Origin of the sequence: Pelotalea chapellei, from assembly GCF_018531195.1 — a bacterium.
Taxonomy (GTDB): domain Bacteria; phylum Desulfobacterota; class Desulfuromonadia; order Geobacterales; family Pseudopelobacteraceae; genus Pelotalea; species Pelotalea chapellei.
Genome location: NZ_JAHDYS010000020.1, coordinates 1 through 16,704, shown reverse-complemented (window position 1 = coordinate 16,704; position 16,704 = coordinate 1). Strand labels below are relative to the sequence as shown.

16 protein-coding genes and 1 tRNA gene are annotated in these 16,704 nt (G+C 49.6%); 8 read left to right on the top strand and 9 right to left on the bottom strand.

Annotated elements, in window-relative coordinates:
- Nucleotides 1-16: 16 nt before the first annotated feature.
- The 7 genes from ychF to ispE form a co-directional block, all read right to left on the bottom strand.
- Nucleotides 17-1,111, bottom strand: coding sequence for a redox-regulated ATPase YchF (ychF, locus tag KJB30_RS16190; protein ID WP_214301273.1), 1,095 nt, complete (start codon nucleotides 1,109-1,111; stop codon nucleotides 17-19).
- A 4-nt stretch (nucleotides 1,112-1,115) separates the two neighbouring features.
- Nucleotides 1,116-1,697, bottom strand: coding sequence for an aminoacyl-tRNA hydrolase (gene pth / locus KJB30_RS16185; protein WP_214301272.1), 582 nt, complete (start codon nucleotides 1,695-1,697; stop codon nucleotides 1,116-1,118).
- 6 nt (nucleotides 1,698-1,703) lie between these two features.
- On the bottom strand, nucleotides 1,704-2,288 hold the full coding sequence (locus KJB30_RS16180; protein ID WP_214301271.1) for a 50S ribosomal protein L25: 585 nt from the start codon (nucleotides 2,286-2,288) through the stop codon (nucleotides 1,704-1,706).
- Between the two features lie 54 nt (nucleotides 2,289-2,342).
- A complete protein-coding gene (locus KJB30_RS16175) occupies nucleotides 2,343-3,287 on the bottom strand; it encodes a ribose-phosphate pyrophosphokinase (protein WP_214301269.1) in 945 nt (314 codons plus the stop codon).
- A gap of 171 nt (nucleotides 3,288-3,458) precedes the next feature.
- Entirely contained in the window at nucleotides 3,459-5,318 is a 1,860-nt protein-coding gene (locus KJB30_RS16170; RefSeq protein ID WP_214301267.1) for a B12-binding domain-containing radical SAM protein, read from the bottom strand.
- An 89-nt stretch (nucleotides 5,319-5,407) separates the two neighbouring features.
- Nucleotides 5,408-5,482 (bottom strand) — tRNA-Gln (locus tag KJB30_RS16165).
- Between the two features lie 20 nt (nucleotides 5,483-5,502).
- Nucleotides 5,503-6,345 carry a 4-(cytidine 5'-diphospho)-2-C-methyl-D-erythritol kinase gene (gene ispE / locus KJB30_RS16160; protein WP_214301265.1) on the bottom strand — a complete coding sequence of 281 codons (843 nt, stop codon included), beginning with the start codon at nucleotides 6,343-6,345 and terminating at the stop codon, nucleotides 5,503-5,505.
- Between the two features lie 204 nt (nucleotides 6,346-6,549).
- Here ispE and KJB30_RS16155 point away from each other — a divergent pair, with 204 nt between their 5' ends.
- From KJB30_RS16155 to KJB30_RS16145, 3 genes are read left to right on the top strand one after another with little or no spacing between them, the layout of a single operon-like run.
- Nucleotides 6,550-7,575: an agmatine deiminase family protein gene (locus KJB30_RS16155; RefSeq protein ID WP_214301263.1), complete on the top strand. Its 1,026-nt coding sequence runs from the start codon at nucleotides 6,550-6,552 to the stop codon at nucleotides 7,573-7,575.
- Nucleotides 7,572-8,456, top strand: coding sequence for a carbon-nitrogen hydrolase (locus tag KJB30_RS16150; protein ID WP_214301261.1), 885 nt, complete (start codon nucleotides 7,572-7,574; stop codon nucleotides 8,454-8,456). The genes KJB30_RS16155 and KJB30_RS16150 overlap by 4 nt, the downstream gene beginning before the upstream one ends.
- A gap of 3 nt (nucleotides 8,457-8,459) precedes the next feature.
- Complete coding sequence (locus KJB30_RS16145) at nucleotides 8,460-8,987, top strand: DUF2721 domain-containing protein (protein ID WP_214301259.1); 528 nt, start codon at nucleotides 8,460-8,462, stop codon at nucleotides 8,985-8,987.
- 21 nt (nucleotides 8,988-9,008) lie between these two features.
- Here KJB30_RS16145 and KJB30_RS16140 read toward each other — a convergent pair whose 3' ends face one another.
- Nucleotides 9,009-10,202, bottom strand: coding sequence for a pyridoxal phosphate-dependent aminotransferase (locus tag KJB30_RS16140; protein WP_214301257.1), 1,194 nt, complete (start codon nucleotides 10,200-10,202; stop codon nucleotides 9,009-9,011).
- Nucleotides 10,203-10,316: 114 nt separating this feature from the next.
- Here KJB30_RS16140 and KJB30_RS16135 point away from each other — a divergent pair, with 114 nt between their 5' ends.
- From KJB30_RS16135 to rplI, 5 genes are all read left to right on the top strand, one after another.
- Nucleotides 10,317-11,195, top strand: coding sequence for a DUF2156 domain-containing protein (locus KJB30_RS16135; RefSeq protein WP_214301255.1), 879 nt, complete (start codon nucleotides 10,317-10,319; stop codon nucleotides 11,193-11,195).
- A 122-nt stretch (nucleotides 11,196-11,317) separates the two neighbouring features.
- Nucleotides 11,318-11,698, top strand: a complete 381-nt coding sequence (rpsF, locus tag KJB30_RS16130; RefSeq protein WP_214301253.1) for a 30S ribosomal protein S6 — start codon at nucleotides 11,318-11,320, stop codon at nucleotides 11,696-11,698.
- Nucleotides 11,699-11,719: 21 nt separating this feature from the next.
- A complete protein-coding gene (gene rpsR, locus KJB30_RS16125; protein ID WP_214301251.1) occupies nucleotides 11,720-12,010 on the top strand; it encodes a 30S ribosomal protein S18 in 291 nt (96 codons plus the stop codon).
- A gap of 10 nt (nucleotides 12,011-12,020) precedes the next feature.
- Nucleotides 12,021-12,980: a YybS family protein gene (locus tag KJB30_RS16120; protein WP_214301250.1), complete on the top strand. Its 960-nt coding sequence runs from the start codon at nucleotides 12,021-12,023 to the stop codon at nucleotides 12,978-12,980.
- A gap of 24 nt (nucleotides 12,981-13,004) precedes the next feature.
- Nucleotides 13,005-13,448, top strand: coding sequence for a 50S ribosomal protein L9 (rplI, locus tag KJB30_RS16115; RefSeq protein WP_214301249.1), 444 nt, complete (start codon nucleotides 13,005-13,007; stop codon nucleotides 13,446-13,448).
- Nucleotides 13,449-13,581: 133 nt separating this feature from the next.
- Here rplI and KJB30_RS16110 read toward each other — a convergent pair.
- A partial coding sequence (locus KJB30_RS16110) for an MBG domain-containing protein (RefSeq protein ID WP_214301248.1) occupies nucleotides 13,582-16,704 on the bottom strand: 3,123 nt, incomplete at its 5' end.

Here is a 16,704-nt window from a genome sequence, read left to right as displayed (position 1 = left end):
AGTAAGAACCAGCTAATTAAACGTTGAACCGAAAGTGCATTACATCCCCGTCTTTCACAGTATATTCTTTGCCTTCCAAGCGCATAAGCCCTTTTTCTTTGGCGCCGGCTTCTCCGTTACAGGCAATGAAATCGTTAAACGCAATCACCTCTGCACGAATAAAGCCTTTTTCAAAGTCCGAATGAATTACTCCTGCAGCTCCCGGGGCTTTGGTGCCGTTCACGATGGTCCATGCCCGCACTTCTTTGACACCGGCAGTGAAATAGGTGATGAGGCCGAGTAGTTCATAGCCGCTTCGAATCAATCGATCTAGGCCAGCCTCGGCCAGGCCCATATCCTGCAGAAAAGCATGCTTCTCCTCGGAATCAAGTTCTGAAATTTCAGCTTCCAATTGACCACATATGGCGACGACCCCTGCATCTTCGCCGGCAGCTATTTCTCGTACCTTGGCAACATTAGGATGGTTTCCCTCCAAATCATCCTCGGCAACGTTTGCGACATAGAGCACAGGCTTGTCTGTTAGCAGATGCATGTCACGAAGCCAGAGGCGCTCATCTTCATTTTCCGCGACCCCCTTGAGCTTTTTAACCTGCTCAAGCAAGGCTTTGACGCGCATATAAAAATCGACTTCTTCTTTGGCTTTCTTGTCTCCGCTGCGAGCCATTTTCTCGGCCCGCATGATTTTCTTCTCAACCGTATCCAGGTCAGCCAAAGCAAGTTCTGTGTTGATCACTTCAATATCGTCTGCCGGTGAAACCCTGCCATTGACATGCACCACATTTTCGTCATCAAAGCAGCGCACCACATGAACAATAGCATCAGTGCTGCGGATATGGCCCAGGAACTGATTTCCAAGTCCTTCACCTGAACTGGCGCCTTTGACTAATCCGGCGATATCGACAAATTCTATGGTGGTAGGTTGGATTTTTTGCGGTTTTACGATGGCCGAGAGCTGATCCATGCGTGGATCCGGCACCTGCACTATACCCACATTGGGGTCTATTGTGCAGAAGGGGTAGTTGGCTGATTCCGCACCGGCCGAAGTCAGCGCATTAAAAATGGTGGATTTGCCCACATTAGGCAGGCCGACGATACCGCAATTGAAACCCATAATGTTATCCTTCCAGAAAACTCTTGTTGTTAAAAAGGCTCATGGCCTTTGGTAGGCCCTGGTCCAACATCATTTCCAGCATTTCAACACCACCATCCAGTACCCGAGACAAGTGCTCCATCTGCTTAGGTGGAATTGTGCCCAAGACATAATTGACTGTATCGCCGTGAGGCGGTCTGCCAATACCGATGCGAAGCCTTAAAAAATCTCCCTTGCCCAACTGATCCATGATTGAGCGCAGGCCATTATGGCCACCGTGTCCGCCCCCCTGTTTGAAACGGACCGATCCAAATGGAAGGTCTAGCTCGTCATGAATGACGATCAATTGTGACAAGGGGAGCTTATAGAACTGGAGCGCCTGCATGATGGACTTACCCGACAGGTTCATGAATGTCTGGGGTTTGAGGATAATATGGCGGTTGTCGCGGTAGCTCCATTCGCCGACTAGGCCGGAAAAAGACTTGCGGTTTAGAGGGCTGTTCTCGAGATGAACCAGACGGTCTAAAAAAAGGAAACCCGCGTTGTGGCGGGTCCATTGATATTGGGGGCCAGGATTGCCTAGCCCCGCTATAAGAAAAGTTTGCATTGAAAATTATGCTTCGGCCGGGGCCTCTTCCTTGGCTCTGCCCAAAATGCTCACTACCGGAATTTTGGGGTTATCGATAATCTTAACACCTTCCGGAAGTGTAATTTCGTTTACATGGATGGAATGGGCAACCTGGAGATTGGTAATATCAATCTCTATATGATCGGGGATGTTGCCTGGTAGGCATTCAACATGTAGCTCATGGTGGCCCAGATCCAGCAGGCCGCCTTCCTTGACGCCGATGGCTGTGCCTTTCAGGACGATTGGCACAACGATGCGCAGTTTCTCATTCATGTTGATGCGGTGCAAGTCGACATGCTTGTAGGTGCCTTTGATGGGATCCCTTTGCAGGTCGGCGATTATTGCCATAGATTGATCCAGGCTGCCGCCTCCAATCAAAGTGATCAGGTTGTTTTGGCCGCCACTGCCAGACATGGCAGCCTGCAGTTCACGGTAATTAATACTGACGGCCATGGGATCCATACCTTTGCCATAAACAACACCCGGAACCATATTCGCTATTCTAAGCTGGCGGCTGATGCCCTTACCGGTTTTTGATCTCAATTCGACGTTCATCTGTTTCTGTTGCATAGTATTCCTCCACTGGTAGTGGCAGGCATTGCCTACCCTGTACGCTTCAATTATTTAAACGAATAGCGAACTGACTGACTCGTCCTGGTGAATTCGTTTGATCGCCTCGGCCAGCAGGTCAGCTACTGAAAGCATGTGCACCTTGTTGGTCTGTGTTTCATTCACTCCAAGTGGAATGGTATCAGTTAGAACAATTTCTTCAATATCGGAATTGTTGATGCGCTCAATTGCAGGGCCGGACAAAACCCCGTGGGTGGCGCAGGCATAAATCGCTTTTGCGCCATTTTCTTTCAGCGCTTTGGCAGCCTGTGTCAAGGTGCCGGCGGTGTCTATCATGTCATCAAGAATGATGGCTACTTTATCACGCACGTCACCGATCAGGTGCATCACTTCGGCCACATTTGGTCCAGTGCGGCGTTTGTCGATAACAGCCAGACTACAGCCAAGACGCTTGGCAAAGGCGCGGGCACGCTCGGTGCCTCCGGCATCCGGAGTAACCATAACAACCTGCTGACCCTCGAAACGTCCTTTTAGGTAGTTGAGGATGACCGGCGCGGCATAAAGGTTGTCAACCGGGATATTGAAAAAACCTTGAATCTGTCCCGCATGCAAATCGATGGTGACAACCCGATCAACTCCTGCCGTGGTAATTAAATCCGCAACCAGTTTGGCGGTTATGGGGGTACGCGGAGCGGCTTTGCGGTCCTGACGGGCATAGCCATAGTATGGAATCACTGCAGTAATCGTGGCCGCCGAAGCACGCTTGAGTGCATCGGTCATGACAAGCAGTTCCATGAGATTGTTATTGGTGGGGGCACAGGTAGACTGGATGATGTAGACGTCACGGCCGCGGACATTTTCACCAATTTCCACCATGACTTCACCATCAGAAAAAGTGCGGACCCGAGCGGTTCCCAAAGGTACACTCAGACTTTCACATATCTTTTTGGCCAGTTCCGGGTTCGAGCTGCCGGTGAAAATTCTTATTTTGTTTTGCATGCCGTTGATACCTTTCGATCACCTAAAAATCTGTAACAGCTATAAAAGGAAATGCAAGGTATACTAAAAGAAATACAGAAAAGCAACCACTTTCATATTGTGATTGCTGTCTCGATAACTGAGTCGTAGTTGTGCCGGACGTATGGTTTCAGGTTCAAGCAGCTCTTGAAATTAAGCTTTAATGATAATTCCTTCTGCAAGGGCAAACTCCAGAAATGAAGCTGCTTCATCCTTCGGGATATTTAGCTGTGCAGCAATCTGGCGGCAGGGAGTTTTGGGGTCTAGATGCTCCAGCAGTCGGTAATATGGTTCAATGAGGGATTCAGTGGCAATGCCGTCATGAGTAGGGTAGATGACAGCATGTGAGCCGTGTTTTTGATGGTGCTCAATAAAAGTACGAATAATTGGCTCGCCAGCTTCAAGTATGTCCAGTATTTCGTAGTTAAAGGAAGCCATTCTGGTTGAGGAGGCAAGCTGGCAGGTGAGATCCAGCACTTGTAATTGCTGCAATTCCTGTTCGTTCAAGGGGCTGGGTAGGGAAGCCTGCATGGCCGCAGCATAATAAAAATGGTAATCTACAAGATCTAATACGAGCGGCAGCAGCCGCTTTAGTTTTTTGGGAGTGAGTAGTTGGGATATGAAATCTCTCTGCAGGTGCCAAATTTCTTCATCACTCAATTCCGCTTCGGTTATATCTGCGGCTTTTTTTCTAATCCACTCATCAAACTGTGTGAGGAAAATTGATGGCTTTGTGTTAAGAGCTACTATGAGGCTGTTGAACCATGCTACTGACTTACCGCGGGTATAGAAGATGGAGCAAGCCTGCGCCAGACGATGAGCATGTTCCATCTGCAGTTCATCGAAAGTTGGTGAAGAGATAAGTGTATAAGGTGGGTGAGCGAGATAATGTAGGCCAAGTTCACCGCTGCGAGCAGCCAGGGCAGTGCCAGGCAGAATTGCAAGTGGGAAAATATCAAGATGGTTGGGGTAAAGGCTTAAAGCGTAGTCCAAGCTTACGGTAAAGCCGGAGAGGGTGTCACCGGGCAGTCCGTACATTAGGTCAAAGCCGAAGACCGCGCCTACTTGATTGAGAATATCCACTTTGGCTGTAAAATCTTCCCTGTTAAAGACTCGCCCCACATTTTTCATTACTTGGGCATTCGAGCTCTGCAGGCCAATTTGTAGAGAGCAGGTGATATCGGCAAAGAGGCGGGCCATTTCTCGGTCTATGAATTCGCTGCGAATCTCGAAATGAAAGTGAATTCCCCGTGCAAACTTTTTGATCAACCGAAGGATTTCCTTAGCCCGCTTGATATCCATGTTAAAGGTAGAATCCAGAACAAAAACCTGTGAAACTTCTGTAGAGGCAAAAAGTCGCAATTCCTCCTTGATTCGATCAAGGGAAAAGCGGCGTACGCCATGGATGCCTCGAGAATCGAAGCAGAAATCGCAGGTGAACCCGCAGCCACGGGATAATTGCCACAAAATGCCCCTGTAGCTGCGACTGTCCAGGACACCGGTTAACCATGGTGAGGGAATCGCGTCCAAGTCTTGGAGTAAAGGAGTAGTATTTTTCTCATGAGGTGGCGTGGTGCGGGTCAGTACACCGGCAATGCCATTTAGATCGGCACTTGATGCTAAGCGTGTGCATACTTCTTTAAAGGCAATTTCCCCTTCTCCAATTATAAGAAAATCAAAACAAATCTCGGCCAGCACTCCTTCGGGATCGGCTGTTGTTTCAGGTCCGCCGGCAAAGATGATTGTTTTAGGTAGGCGCTTTTTCAGTAAGGCCGCAATCTCTCTGGTCTTGGAGCGGTTCCAGACGTATATCGAGAAACTGATTGCATCTGGTTGTAAAGCCTCTAATTCGGCAGCGCATGTTTCTGTTGGGTCACTTAGATAAAAGTCAGCACGTTGTGTTTCGGCGGCGATGCCATGATTTGCAGCCAGGTAGCTTTGCAGGAAAGCGTTGGATAAGGGGATGGCTTGGGGTGAGGGGTAGGGATGGATGGCAACCATAACAATACGCACGTAAGATCCTTCATGTTCAACCATATTGACTTGTGCAAAAGGTTGTTAAATGAAAAAAGGGTTACGCATATAACGTAACCCTTTTTTATTGGCTGGGGCGCCAGGGATCGAACCTGGGAATGTCGGAATCAAAATCCGATGCCTTACCGCTTGGCGACGCCCCATCATCAATTAAAGGAACAATTTAAAGTGTTTCTACTACAGCAGAAAACCAGCCGCTGTTGTCGCTCAATGCTTGTTGTGCTTTCTCAGCTTTGTCTTTATCAGAAAAAAGGCCGAAAACTGTGGGCCCGCTGCCGGACATCATGGCGCCCGATGCCCCCAATTCAAGCATTTTGTTTTTTATCTCCCCTATAACCGGAAAGGCGGGAATGGTCACTTCTTCCAGGTCGTTCGAGAAGATGCCGCAGACACTATTAACATCATCGAAAAACTTCGGAAGCTTAGCTAACTTTTTTTCGTTTGTCAACTGTAAACTTCTATATACCCAGGCAGTCGATACATGTACTCCGGGATTTATCAACACAACCCAGGCGGGGGGCATGGTGGGCATGGTACGAAGTTGCTCTCCAATGCCTTCAGCCAGGGCAGTATTTTTGAATATGAAAAAAGGAACATCTGCCCCCAACTTAACGCCAATTTGCATCAATTGTTCATCAGAGAGGTGCAGTCCCAGCAACTCATTCATGCCCATTAAAACGCTGGCAGCATCACTGCTTCCTCCCCCCAGCCCGGCTGCAACAGGGATCTTCTTGGTGATAGAAATGGCAGCACCCTTTCCGGTTTCTGCCAAGTCCAGCATCGTTCGAGCCGCTTTCCAGGCGATATTGCCCGGACCATCCGGCACACCCTGTCTGCCGCAGGTGACGTTCAAGTCGGGCTTGTCCTGTAAAATAATACTGATTTCATCGCAAAGGTTGACCCGCTGCATGATCATGCGCAGATCATGATACCCATCCGTGCGTCGTCTGATGACATCGAGCAGATAGTTGACCTTGGCTGGTGCCTGAAGGGAAAGATGTTTCACCACATTCTCCATACCGTAATATCTTCGAAAACTTTTACTAGTGCAAAGGACGATATAAAGCAAGTCAAAACTCTAATCCAGTGCCTGGAGCGGGGGTGGCAGATGGTTATATATTGCACCAGACAAAGTGTCACTATATACTTCTTCGATACTTAAGTCTGCATGAACAGGCTGTTCACGCAGAAATTCAATGGAGGCTATACGATGAATCCGAGACTTATTGCCGAATGGGAACAGCAGGATGGTGTTCTGTTGGCTTGGCCCCATGAAGGCACTGACTGGGCTTATATGCTGGATGATGTTCGCCCTGTGTTTCTTGATATTATCCGTCAAGTGAGCCGTTTCGAGCAAGTTATAGTGGCTGCCCCGCGTCGTGCTGAGGCTGAACTGTATCTGAAAGCCGCCGGTATTGACCTGTCTCGTATCTCTGTCTGTGAGATGCCGACCAATGATACCTGGGCGCGAGACTTCGGGCCAATTACGGTGGAATACAACGGCCAGCCGGTACTGCTTGATTTCGGTTTCAATGGCTGGGGGCTCAAGTTCCCTGCTAATTATGACAATCTGGTCACAAAGCAACTTAAAGAGCAGGGAGTCTTCATTCCAAATCTTAAGACTATCGGTCTGGTAATGGAGGGGGGCAGTATCGAAAGTGACGGCCTCGGCACCATCCTTACTACCTCGACATGTCTGCTGTCACCGAACCGCAACCCACAACTTGACCAGAGCGAGATCGAACAGGCACTGGCTGCGTTGCTTGGTGCCAAGCGGGTGCTTTGGCTTAATCATGGTTTTCTTGCCGGAGATGATACGGATTCCCATGTGGATACATTGGCGCGCATCTGCCCGGGGAACGTGATTGTGTATGTTGCCTGTGATGACGAGCGGGACGAGCATTATGGCGAGTTGAAGCTGATGGAACAGGAATTGTCTGCTTTCAGGGCACCTGATGGTTCACCTTATCGGCTGATACCGCTTCCTTGGCCAAAGGCACGTTTCAGTGAATCAGCATGCAGGCTGCCGGTGACGTATGCTAATTTTCTGGTTATTAATGGAGCTGTGCTGGTTCCGACCTATCGGGAGCAGGAAAAGGATGCTCTAGCCCTGGAATGTATCCGGAAGGCTTTTCCTGGACGTGAAATTGTTGGGATTGATTGCCTTCCATTGGCAGAACAGCATGGCTCGCTTCACTGTGTGACCATGCAGCTTCCCCATGGAGTGTTGCTATGAAAAGAGTCAAGATCGCGCTAGTGCAGCAGACCTGTTGCGATGACCGACAGGCAAACCTGGCAAAGAGTGCGGAGTTGATCCATAAGGCGGCCGCTGCCGGGGCAGAACTGGTTGTTCTTCAGGAACTGCATGCCGGGCTGTACTTCTGCCAAGTTGAGGACCCAACACTGTTTGACCAGGCTGAATCGATTCCCGGTCCATCGTGCGAGTTGCTGGGTAATCTGGCCCGTAAGTTGGGAGTGGTGATCGTCTCCTCACTCTTCGAGCGCCGGGCGCCGGGTCTGTATCATAATACGGCTGTGGTGTTCGAGAAGGATGGTAGTATTGCAGGCACCTATCGTAAAATGCACATTCCTGACGATCCGGGATTTTATGAGAAATTTTATTTTACGCCGGGTGATCTAGGTTTTACTCCCATAAAGACCTCCGTAGGGACACTGGGAGTGCTGGTCTGCTGGGATCAGTGGTATCCGGAAGGTGCCCGCTTGATGGCCATGGCCGGCGCCGATCTTTTGATTTATCCCACTGCCATCGGATGGGATCCGGCGGACAGTCAGGATGAGAAAGAACGTCAGCGCGATGCGTGGATCATCAGTCAGCGCGGCCATGCTGTTTCTAACGGCCTGCCGGTGCTGGCAGTCAATAGAGTAGGTTTTGAATCATCTGCGGATGTTTCAGCCTGTGGCATCCAGTTCTGGGGGAGTAGCTTTGTTGCCGGACCCCAGGGTGAAATTCTTGCCGAAGCGTCACGGGATTGCGAGGAAATTCTGTTGACAGAAGTGGACCTGGAGCGGAGCGAAACGGTACGAAGAATCTGGCCTTTTCTGCGCGACCGACGCATTGATGCTTATGGGGATATTGTCAAACGGTACCGGGACTAGTTTATGGTTATTAATGATAAAGATTTGTTAGATGCGCTTTCCAGTTCCCGAATTCTGACCTCCATGATCACTCCGGCGGTCCTGATATCCGCCTGCGGAACGCTGATATTTTCAACTTCAGCCCGTCTGGGACGGATCTTTGATAGGGTCAATGTCATGAAAAGCGAATTGGAAGACATTTTGGCGGGAAAGCTGGACTACCCTGAACAGCGTATGGCATCGATTTCCGCCCAGATTGCGTGCGCGAAAAAAAGGGCTACCTTGATTCAGAAATCAATGGCAGCCCTTTATACCTCTACGGCTTTCTTTATTGCGGCCAGTTTGGCTATTGCCATCAATACAGCCTATGGCAGTCCTCAGAATGCCTGGATTCCGACGCTCATAGCCCTGTGCGGAGGCTTGTTCTTGTTTGCGGCAAGCGCGATACTGCTCTATGAAAGCCGCTTCAACCTTACCTTTGTTAATCGGCACATCGATTTTATCGAATTTTTGCAGGAAAGGGCGGCTAGCAGATCTCGCGGTGACACATAAATTTGAAAAAAATGTTGCTGATCACCCCTTCAGGCCAGCCTCTTTGGCCAATTCACTCCATGCTGGCAAGCTCCTCTTTATCAGATCAATGTCCACGCAGTAGGCGATCCGGAAAAATCCTGGGGCGCCGAAGCCGGCACCGGGGACAAGTAGGATGCGGTGCTTTTGTGCGAGCTTGACGAACTCCAGATCGTCAGTCAGGGGGGACTTGGGGAAAAGGTAGAACGCACCGTCAGGAACCACCATCTCAAAACCCATGCCTGTAAGAGAAGTCACCAACAGGTCGCGCTTGGCCTGGTAGGCTGCGATATCAACAGATTCATCCTGAAGTTTCGCCACAAGGCGCTGCATCAGTGCCGGAGCGTTCACAAAGCCAAGCACACGGTTGCTGAAAATGGCGCCTTCCATGAACTGCATGACGGTATCCATAGTTGGGTTGGCTGCTAAATATCCGATGCGCTCACCCGGCAGAGCCAGGTCCTTGCTATGGGATGTAACGATGATCGAGCTCTCCACCAGCGGAAAAATATTCGGCACACTTTTGCCGTCATAAGCAATGCGAGCATATGGCTCGTCCGATATGACATAGATCAGGTGGCCGTTGCGTCTATGGATGTTTTTGAGCAGGGAACCCAGTTTGCGCAGGCTTTCCTGTGGATAGATCACGCCGGTAGGGTTATTTGGTGAGCAGATGAGTATGGCGCGGGTTTTGGAAGTCAATGCTTTTTCTATGGCATCAATATCAAGCTGGAAGGTTTCCTGTTCAGTCGATACTTCCACCGGCACACCGCCATGATTGTCGATGTAAAATTTGTACTCCACGAAGAAAGGAGCCAAAATGATGACTTCCTCACCTGGATTCAGGATAGTCTTGAGCACAACATTGAGTGCTCCGCCTGCACCGCAGGTCATAATGACATGCTTGGCGCTCACGCTGAGGCCGGCATCGCGTGAAAGTTTTTCTGCAACTGCTGCGCGGGTTTCTTCATATCCGGCATTGTTCATATAGCGGTGCATGCCGGGCAGGGGATTCTGGGCAAGAGTACATAATTCTCGTTGGAATGCTTCAGGAGGCTCTACGTCGGGGTTGCCCAAGGTGAAGTCAAATATCTTTTCCGCTCCGACTTCTAGACGCAGGCGCTCGCCTTCTTCAAACATCTTGCGGATCCATGAGGATTTGGAAATATGATTGGCTATTTTGTTCGCAATTGCCATGATTATCTCTCCGAGAAAATTTTGCAGGCATAGTGGAGAATCAAACTCTGTATGCCTGTTAAGGTTGTCAAAACGCTGAGCGGTGGAATACTACAACAATTGTTGGAGAACTCAATGGAAATTCCTCGCTATCCCCATGCCCGAGCGATTGAAATAGGCGATAAGCAGTTGCTGGATACTGTTTTCTCGGAGATTCAACCACGCGTATCAGAAATGAGCTTTGCCGGTTTATATTTGTTCCGGGAGGCCCACGACTATCAATTGACAATGGTGGCAGATGCACTTGTTGTAATGGGGGTAGGGTATGATGGCCGCAGCTATTTTTTGCCGCCGCTCACTGGAGATATTGCTGGAGCCCTTGATTTTCTTTTTGCAGATGGAATCGAGTTGTATGGCGCGGACGATGTTTTTGTTTCCAGATATTTAAGGGGAGCAATTGTGACGAAAGAAGACCGCGATGCTTTTGATTATTTATATTTGCGCGAGGAGTTGGCTGCGCTTCCGGGCAACCGTTTTCACAATAAAAAAAATCGTATCAACTACTTCACCTCTCATCATGAATATAAGGTTGAGCTGTTCGAAAGGCGACATGAATTAGAGTGCCTTGCGCTTCTTGATGAGTGGCGCAGGATTCGCGGAAAAATTAATTTATCGGGGGGATATGAGGTAAAGGCAGCTGCAGAGGCCGTAGTCCGGGCAGATGAGCTTGGGCTGGCAGGGGTTGTTGTGTCAGTTGGAGGTATCGTAAGAGCATTTGAGCTTGGTGAACGTCTCAACAGAGAGACGGCTGTTTGTCATTTTGAAAAAAGTGATCCTTTTATGGATGGAATTGCACAATTAGTAAATCGAGAATTCAGTAGGCTGATATTTCAAGAATGTAAATATGTCAATCGTGAACAGGATTTGGGGGAAGCTGGGTTGCGTAGTGCTAAGCTTTCTTACAAGCCGATTGAGCTGGTTAAAAAGTATCGTGCTGTTCTTGGGTCTAGCTGAAATATATATTGCATTTTAAGTGGTAAAACAGTATAAATGCTGTTCTTTTAAGATCGACTTCGGTCGAATCTCCTTGTTCCGGGTTGGACCGGAGCTCGAAAACCGTGAGGAGGAAACACAACATGAGGAAGTACGAAACGATTTACATCCTCCAGCCGGACCTGAGCGAAGACGAAATCAAAGTCATCGCAGATAAGGTTCAAGACGTGATTGCATCCTACAAGGGTGACTTTCAGCGGCTGGAAGACTGGGGTGTCAGGAAACTGGCCTATCCCATCCGGAAGTTCGCAAGAGGTCGGTATCTGTATCTGCGCTACAATGGCGGTCGCGAGATGATCGCTGAGTTGGAGCGTCGACTCAGACTTGATGAGAAGGTGCTTAGGTATCAGAGTGTCAACATCACTGATCAGCCCGAGAAGCCTGCTGTCGAGAAGAAGGCCCCTGTGGCCGAATCTGAGGCTGTCGAGTCCGACGTAACCGCTGAAGAAACGGCAAGCGAATAATTTCCCGGAGGATAGAAAATCATGAGCAACGAAAGACCCACTTCTCAGCAAAGACCTTCAGGCCCAGGTGGCCCAAGAAAGAAGCGTCCCTTCCAGCGCAGGAAAGTATGCCGCTTCTGTGCTGAAAAAAACTTAACTATTGACTACAAAGAGCCTCGCACCCTTCGCTATTTCATCTCCGAGCGCGGCAAGATTATTCCGCGCCGCATCTCAGGAAACTGCTCAATGCATCAACGGGAGATTACAGAAGCGATCAAACGTGCTCGCAACCTGGCGTTATTGCCAGTAGCTTCAACTCATGTACTTCCGTAACCCATCCTGAATGAGTAGTACATCAAAGAATAGTAGCACGGTCGTCCAATTAGCAGTTGCAGTTCTGGGCGTGGCCTGTTCATTTTCTTTTTTTGCAGCGTACATTGTCATTCCGCCAGCAGGCATATTTTCTGGTCTGCTGGCGCCATTTCCTGCACTTTTTTCCCGATTCAAATTTGGCATGGGTACTGCTGTCATCATCACCCTTGGTACGACCTCGATTTTGGTTGCCGTTTTCGGAATGCGTGCGGGACTTTTATATGTAGGACAGTGCGCTTTTATTGCCTTGGTGATGTCTGAGTTGCTGGTGCGTAAATTTGGTGTAGTACGTTCATTGATCTGGACAACACTGCTTAACCTTGTTTTCTATGTTATTGCAGCGCTTGTTTTCACCTTTGTAACTGGAAAGAATATTCATCTGATTGCGGTTCAGGAGATCAATCATAGTATTGCTCAAGCTGCCGGGATCTATGAGAAAGCCGGAATCACTGGTGATGAATTGGCGGCAATGAAACAATCAATGACCATGGCAGGTGCTTTACTCATAAAGATTTACCCATCTTTGATGACAGTCATGCTGATCGCCATGGCTGGCTTTAATATTGCGCTTCTGAAGCGCTTTTCACCACGATGGGGCTTCCAGTTAAAAGTCGGTGAATTTTCTCAATTCAGGAATCCTGAACCGCTTGTGTGGCTGCTGATTTTTTCCGGCTTTGCCTTGCTGGCTGCCTATCCTGTAATAACTGTACCGGCCTTGAATGTACTGGTCATACTGTCAATGCTTTACTTTTTGCAGGGCTTGGCGGTTGTTACATCTGTTATTGCTCGACAGATGTATTCAGGCATTCTTCGGGCAGCACTTTATGTAATGCTTATTTTTCAGCCGTACCTTGCTTTTGTTGTTGCGGTAGTTGGAATATTTGACCTGTGGGGTGATTTTCGCACCCCCAGAAAACAGGAAAACCTGTAAAACAGGCTTGAAAGGAGAAGTATTATGAAGGTTATTTTGAATGAGAACATTGATACACTTGGTCACATTGGCGACATCGTTAAGGTAGCACCTGGCTACGCCCGCAATTACCTACTCCCCAAAGGGTTGGCTGTTGAGGCTACTGAGAAAAACGCCAAGGCTCTTGATCACCTCAAACGTCAGATGGCTTACAAAAAGGACAAGGCGCTCGAGTCTGCCAAACTGCTGGTTTCAAAACTTGAGGCGCTGACCGTAAACCTGTCACATCAGGCCGGTGAAGAGGGTAAGCTGTTTGGTTCAGTTACCAACATGGAAATTGCAGCTTATCTCAAAGAGAATGGTTTTGATATTGATCGCAAGAAGATTGTTCTTGCTGATCCCATCAAACAGGTTGGCGAGTACACTGTTCCTGTTAAGATGTTTCCTGAAATTACTGCCAAACTAAAGGTTAATGTAACGGCTGCATAAACTGCCTAGACATCAGTATTACAGAAAAAGCCCATCGGTGTATCCGATGGGCTTTTTTGTGTCCTGTATTGCAAATATAGAAAAAAGGTTGGCTACGCTGGGGAGACAGTTCAATGTCTCCCCGTAATAATAATCAGTGTTTGTCTCTAACGCTTGAACCAGTCCAGGCACCTCGGGGTTTGACTGAAATTGTAAAGTTCTGAAAGGCAGATGCTCCCATGGAATCAGTAACTTTGACAGTAACAGCATAATTCCCTTCACTACTCGGTACCCAGCTGATGAAACCTGTGGACGAATTGATCGTCATGCCCGAGGGTTTTTTGGAAAGTGTAAACCTCAGGCTGTTTCCATTCGGATCGTTCGCCTGAACGCCATACCTGTAGGAAATGTTTCTGTATCCAATGGTAACAGGCAAGGAAGTTATGACAGGAGGCAGGTTGACTGTGGCTCCGCTGATGGAAAGGGTGGCCGACTGAACAGTATTTCCTCCCTTGCCGTCATCCGCAATGATTGAGAAATTGTAGCTGCCTACGACCGGAGTACTCCAGTTGATCAACCCGGAGGTTGTTCCAATAGTCATCCCTGAGGGGGCATTGGCAAGCGTGTAGACAATAGTATCCATCTCTGGATCTGTTGCTTTTGCCTGGAAGCTATACGAAGAGCTATTGTTGCCAGCGGGGAGGGAGGCAGTTGAGGTAAAGACAGGTGCCTTGTTAATGACTACCTCAGGGTTAACTGCAATGCCCACAGTTGCACTTGCACTGCTGTATGTGGTGGTATCGGAAGGGGTGAAGAGTACTGATAAAGCCTGTACCCCCGCTGTATTCATCACAGTGCCAGCAGGAGGTGTGTAGCTGAAAGTACCAGGTACATTTGCCTGGGCATTGAGTTGTGCTGATGAAAGAACAGTTCCAACTAGGACCGGAGTGGGAGCTGCCCAGGTAATGACAGGCTTCTCCAGCGTTGCTGCTGTGACTTTAATGTAGAAGTTCTGATATGTTTTCCCGCCCTTGCTATCAACAACCATGATCGAGACGTTTTGAGACCCAACCTGCGATGCTGCTGGCGTCCAGTTTATGACTCCAGTGGCAAGATTGATGCTCATGCCGGTCGGGGCTGTGTAAAGGCGGTAGTACAGGGTATCACCGTTGTAGTCCGTCGCATTTACGTCATAGGTGTAAGGGACACCGGCAACGGCGGTGGTTACCGCAGTTGAGGTAATTTTGGGTGAGCTGTTAGATGAAGAACTGTCACGGACATAAACTTTGAAACTCTGGGTGGTGGAAAGACCGGTCGAGTTAGTTGCCTTAATAGAGACAGAGAAGTAGCCGGAGTCGCTAGGTCTCCAGGAAATAATACCGGTGTTGGTGTCAATGGCCATGCCGGATGGACGTGTCGTCAATGATAGAGTGACTTTATCCCCATTGGGATCCGATGCAGCCACCTGATAATAATAATAGCCATCCTTGTAGGCGGTCAGCAGTGGGGCTGATGAGATGACCGGTGGCTGGTTGATGGAACCGCTGCTGTTCACAGTCAATGCCACTGTTGTTGTTGCTGCAGTGTAATTGGTGTTGTCAGCCGGCGTAAAGGTCGCCGACAGAGTTTGGATACCCACCGCATTCATCACTGTGCCTGAAGCTGGGGTGTAGACGAAGGTACCCGGAACGTTGGCAGTAGCGTTAAGCTGTGTTGCGGAAAGGGCTGTTCCTACGGTGATCGGAGCAGGAGTTGCCCAGGTGATGGTCGAAGCAGCTTTGGAAATGACCAGAGTTCCGTTTGCGGAGCCGGTGTAGTTGGTATCGGTAACTGTTGCCACCACAGGATAGGTACCTGCTGCGGTCGGAGCTGTTGCGCTTCCGGCATAGGTAATGGCAACCGGGAGCCCTGCCGGTGAAGTGGTTGCAGTTGCAGACTTGGCTGTCCCGCTGTAGGTAGTGGTTAGTCCTGAGAGAGTAACCGATGCTGCCGCCTGGTTCACGGTCAGGGTCACGGTCTTGCTCACACTATTGTAGGTAACCGTATCGGTCGGATTGAACGTAACCGACAGAGTCTGGTTGCCGGCATTGAGGATAGTTCCGGTAGCTGGGGTGTAAACGAAGGTACCGGCCACACTTGCGGTAGCATTTAACTGTGCTGCGGAGAGAGCGGTACCGTAGGTGATCGCCGCCGGGTTGTTCCAGGTGATGGTCGGATCCTGCTTGACACCCTGATTTACGGTCAATGAAACTGTTGCCGATGCATTGCTGTAGTTTGCTGCGTCGGTGGGTGTAAAGGCAACGGCCAGGGCCGGTGTACCGGCCGTATTCATTACTGTGCCTAAAGCCGGGGTGTAGACGAAGGAACCCGGAACGTTTGCAGTAGCGTTAAGCTGTGTTGCGGAAAGAGCTGTTCCTGCGGTGATCGGAGCAGGGGTTGCCCAGGTGATGGTCGAAGCAGCTTTGGAAATGACCAGGCTGAACGTTGCAGTGCCGGTGTAGTTGTCATCGGTTATTGTGCAGACCACAACATAGCTACCAGCTGCAGTCGGGAGGGTAGTGCTGCCGTTGTAGGTACAATTGCTGATCAGACCGGCAGGGGTGGTGGTTGTGGTGACGCTTTTGGCGGTACCGCTATAGGTCTGGCTAAGGCCGGATATTGCTATCGTTGCTGCCGCCTTGTTTACGGTCAGGGTAACGGTCTTGCTCACACTGTTGTAGGTAGTGGTATCGGTCGGATTGAACGTAACCGACAGGGTCTGTGTGCCGGCATTCAGCACGGTACCTGCTGCGGGAGTGTAGACGAAGGTACCGGCTACTCCGCCGGATGTAGCATTCAACTGTGTAGCGGCGAGGGCGGTACCGTAGGTAATCGACGCCGGGTTGTTCCAGGTGATAGTTGGATCCTGCTTTACACCCGGGTTTACGGTCAATGCAACTGTTACCGATGCATTGTTGTAGTTTGCAGCATCGGTGGGTGTAAAGAACGCGGACAGGGTCTGAGTACCGACCGTATTCATCACTGTGCCTAAAGCCGGGGTGAAGGTGAAGGTACCCGGAACGTTGGCTCTAGGATTAAGCTGTGTTGCGGAAAGTGCTGTTCCCACGATAATCGGCGCAGGGTTGTCCCAAGTGATCACCGGGGTGGCCTTGGCGACTACGAGAGTTCCAGTAGCGCTGCCGGTGTAATTGGTGTCGGAGACCGTAGCAACTACTGCGTAAGAACCTGCTGCAGTCGGAGCAGTCGCACTACCTGCATAGGTAATTGCAACGGAAAG